At 56.4% G+C, this 4074-nt stretch carries 4 protein-coding genes; 3 read left to right on the top strand and 1 reads right to left on the bottom strand.

Features of this window, described 5'->3' with window-relative positions; genetic code table 11:
• Nucleotides 1-670, bottom strand: a 670-nt coding sequence (locus tag DBR30_RS20305; protein WP_219927587.1) for a DNA cytosine methyltransferase, incomplete at its 3' end; no start/stop codon positions are given.
• Nucleotides 671-1352: 682 nt separating this feature from the next.
• Between DBR30_RS20305 and rsxA the strand changes: the two genes are divergently transcribed.
• From rsxA to rsxC, 3 genes are all read left to right on the top strand, one after another.
• Nucleotides 1353-1934 carry an electron transport complex subunit RsxA gene (gene rsxA / locus DBR30_RS20310; RefSeq protein ID WP_005337600.1) on the top strand — a complete coding sequence of 194 codons (582 nt, stop codon included), beginning with the start codon at nucleotides 1353-1355 and terminating at the stop codon, nucleotides 1932-1934.
• 2 nt (nucleotides 1935-1936) lie between these two features.
• Complete coding sequence (gene rsxB, locus DBR30_RS20315) at nucleotides 1937-2515, top strand: electron transport complex subunit RsxB (RefSeq protein WP_108541074.1); 579 nt, start codon at nucleotides 1937-1939, stop codon at nucleotides 2513-2515.
• A 14-nt stretch (nucleotides 2516-2529) separates the two neighbouring features.
• Nucleotides 2530-4074: electron transport complex subunit RsxC (rsxC, locus tag DBR30_RS22700; RefSeq protein ID WP_258224529.1), on the top strand; the 1545-nt coding region annotated here is incomplete at its 3' end.

A 4074-nucleotide genomic window follows, 5' to 3' on the forward strand; every position in this document is an offset into this window, starting at 1 on the left:
GATTTAGATCCGAGTGTTTTCTTGAAAAATGCAGAACATCTGCTGCTGATGATGTTCTGCCTATTGGAGGTACAGGTAAATCAGAAATAAGGTCACGTACCGTCCTCATTGGCTGCTCAGAAAACGAGCTCAGCTTATGCATGTCTATATTTTTGGAGGCTAGCAATACCATTCTATAGCGACGTTGAGCGACTCCAAGCTTTGATGCATCCAATTTCATTGGTACAGAGACATCATATCCACGCGCTTTTAGCTCCTCTGTATAAGAGGAGAAAATACTTGTTGCTGCAAGCCCTGGGACATTTTCAAGAAATACAATTTCAGGCTCAAATCTATCGATAAACTTCAATGACTCAGAGACTAAATCACGCCGAGGGTCTGCAATAGATTTTTTCCTATTTTGACTACTGAACGGCTGACAAGGCGCACATACAACTAGTAGATCAAGCCCATTTTTTACTACGCTATCAAAACAGCTTGGATCTAAATTAACGATATCTTCTTCAATTAAATTTACTTCAGGGTGATTTGCTTTGTATGTCAAACAAGCCTGAGGCGCAAGATCGACGGCACCGACCACATGAAACCCAGCTTGTTTCAAACCCAACGTAACAGCTCCCGATCCACAGAACAAATCAATAGCTGTTGGTTTTCGATTTTTAATTGCCATTTGGATAATATTTATTCATAAAACTCAAGAAAATTTCCTCATCTTACTGAATGCCATGGCCTGTGGGAATCACTGATTAGTGAAGTAATCATTAGCTTCAAGCAAGCACGCTACCGCCCCTAAGTTTCAGCCCTTAGTCTGCTGCTTCTTACCTGAACATCAGGTCTGCATTAGATTGCGGTTCCTAGTTATCCAGGAACAAAGACCTAGAGCACTGGTAGCCAAGTGAAGCATCTTAACCAAGTAGGCTGTGTGAACAAAACCGGATATCGGCAAAAACAAGCCATAGATCAATAAATTGGGGATTAACTCCCCCAACTTAAGCCCTTTACGCCCAGAAAAGCATCAGAGTAACCGCTGCTGCTTAAGTGAGGAGTCACCATATCGAGGAGGGCTTCAACGGATCCTTTTGATAAAGGCCGTATTTAGTAATGCATCTGGCTTACGGCAGCTGGGGAGCTTAAAGAGACCGGTTCCCATCCTGAAAAGCCCCATACGGACCCCACCCTCAACTCAGTGATTGATTGACGGTCAAAACGACATCATCTTGCCCCAAAACCCCGTCTAAATTATCCAGTTGCATAATAACCATGCGGCCTTGCGGTTGTTTAACTGGCCCTAACGTCAGATAATACCGCCCGCCTTCAAACCCCGATAACCCGACTTTCAGTGACGGTAATTGATGACTGAGTACCTGCTTTTATTGATCGGCACCGTGCTGGTTAACAACTTCGTGCTGGTGAAATTCCTCGGCCTCTGCCCCTTTATGGGGGTCTCCGGCAAGCTGGAAACCGCCATCGGCATGGGGCTGGCGACCACCTTCGTGATGACCCTCGCCAGTGCCAGCTCCTATCTGGTGGAGCACTATATCCTGCTGCCGCTGGATATCGCCTATCTGCGCACCCTCGCCTTTATTCTGGTGATCGCCGTGGTGGTGCAGTTTACCGAGATGGTGGTGCGCAAGAGCAGCCCGACCCTCTATCGCCTGCTGGGGATCTTCCTGCCCCTCATCACCACCAACTGCGCGGTGCTCGGGGTGGCGCTGCTCAGCATCAATGAGCGACACGACTTTATCCAGAGCGTGATCTACGGCTTTGGCGCCGCCACCGGCTTCTCGCTGGTGTTGATCCTGTTCGCCGCCATGCGCGAGCGTCTGGTCGCCGCCGATGTGCCCGCGCCGTTTCGCGGGGTGTCGATTGCCATGATCACCGCCGGTCTGATGTCGCTGGCCTTTATGGGCTTTACCGGCCTAATCAAGATATAACCATGATCCATATTCTCTTTGCCATTCTGGTGCTCACCCTGCTGGCGCTGGCGTTCGGGATTATCCTGGGCTTTGCCGCCGTCAAGTTTCATGTGGAAGCAGACCCCATCGTCGATCAGCTCGATGCCCTGCTGCCCCAGACCCAGTGTGGCCAGTGCGGCTATCCCGGCTGCAAACCCTACGCCGAGGCGCTCGCCAACGGCGATCAGATCAACAAGTGCGTGCCCGGTGGCGAGGCCACCATGCGCAAGATTGCCGATCTGATGGGGGTCGAGCCCCAGCCGCTGGGGGACAGTGACGAGGCCGCCGTGCCAGTCAAAAAGGTCGCCTTTATCCACGAAGATCAGTGCATCGGCTGCACCAAGTGCATTCAAGCCTGCCCGGTGGACGCCATCGTCGGCGCCACCAAGGCGATGCATACCGTGATTGCCAACGAGTGCACCGGTTGCGATCTCTGTGTTGATCCATGCCCGACCGACTGCATCGAGATGATCCCGGTGCCCACCACGGTCGATAACTGGAAGTGGGATCTCAATAACGTGCATGTTCCGGGCAAGATTCCGGTCAAGATAGTGGAATAAACAGCGGAGCAACCATGCATTCCTTACTCGAACGTATCAAAGCCGGCACGCTCTGGGACTTTCACGGTGGCATTCACCCCGCCGACAACAAGCTGCAATCAAGCCAGAGCCCGGTGGTAGACGCCGGTCTGCCACCGCGCCTCATCATTCCGCTGCGCCAGCACGCAGGCCCCGCCGGTGATCTGCTGGTTCAAGTGGGCGACAAGGTCAAAAAAGGGCAACCGCTGACCCGTTATGCCAAGGGGCGGGTCGTCCCTGTCCATGCCTCTACCTCCGGCACCATCACCGAGATTGGCAACCACACGGTTGCCCACCCCTCCGGGCTCGGCGATCTCTGCGTCATTCTCACCCCCGATGGCGAAGATGAATGGGGCGAGCGCAACGGCAAAGCCGATTATTGGAATCTGGAGCGGGGCGAGCTGCTCGAGCGCATTCAGCAGGCGGGGGTGGCGGGCCTTGGCGGCGCCGTGTTCCCCACCCACAGCAAGCTCGACGGCCGCGGCCAGCTCACCGAGATCCTGATCGTCAACGGGCTGGAGTGCGAACCCTATATCACCACCGATGATCGGCTGATGCAGCAATATGCTGACGAGATCATGGATGGCATCCGGGTGCTCAAGCACCTGCTCAAACCGAAACTCACCCTGATCGGGGTGGAAGACAACAAGCCCGAGGCGATCGGGCAACTGACCCGCCACGCCACCGATGAAGATGTGCTGGTCAAGACGGTGCCGACCAAGTACCCCTCGGGCGGAGCCAAGCAAACCATCGAACTGCTCACCGGCCGTCAGGTGCCCAAGGGAGGCCGCGCGGTCGATATCGGCATCATGGTGCTCAACGTCGCCACCGTGTTTGCCATCAAGCGCGCCATCATCGACGGCGAACCGCTGATCGAGCGGATCGTCACTCTCACCGGCGACAGCTTCAAGAAGCCCGGCAACGCCTGGGTGCGCCTGGGTACGCCGGTGCGCTGGCTGTTGCAGCGTTTCGAGCTGCAACCGGAAGCGGAGCAGCGGGTGATCATGGGTGGCCCCATGATGGGCTTTACCCTGCCCCACGCCATGGTGCCTGTGGTCAAGGCCACCAACTGCCTGCTGGCGCCGACGCAGGCCGAGCTGCCCGCCCCCGGCCCGGAGCAGCCCTGCATCCGTTGCAGCGCCTGCGCCGATGCCTGCCCGGCCACCCTGCTGCCGCAAGAGCTCTACTGGTACAGCCGGGCCAAGGAGTATGACAAGGCCGAGAAACTCAACCTGATGGACTGCATCGAGTGCGGCGCCTGCGCCTGGGTCTGTCCCAGCGAGATCCCGCTGGTGCAGTACTACAAGATCGCCAAAGACGACATTCGCGAAGCCCGCGCCGAGGCCGAAAAAGCCGAGCGTGCCAAGCAGCGCTTCGAGGCCAAGCAGGCCCGCTTCGAGCGGGAGAAAGCGGCCCGTGAAGCGCGCCATGCCGAAGCCGCCGCCCAGCGCCGTCAGACCATGACGGCCGCAGGCGGGGAAGATCCGGTAGCCGCCGCACTGGCCCGCATCAAGGCCAAGCAGGATGCCCCCATCACCGCC

Source organism: Aeromonas sp. HMWF017, from assembly GCF_003061465.1.
Taxonomy (GTDB): Bacteria; Pseudomonadota; Gammaproteobacteria; order Enterobacterales; family Aeromonadaceae; genus Aeromonas; species Aeromonas veronii.

What these genes read in the sequence shown, in the direction of transcription:
- rsxA (WP_005337600.1), top strand. Translation starts at nt 1,353, where the DNA reads ATGACTGAGTACCTGCTTTTATTGATCGGCACCGTGCTGGTTAACAAC.
- rsxB (WP_108541074.1), top strand. Translation starts at nt 1,937, where the DNA reads ATGATCCATATTCTCTTTGCCATTCTGGTGCTCACCCTGCTGGCGCTG.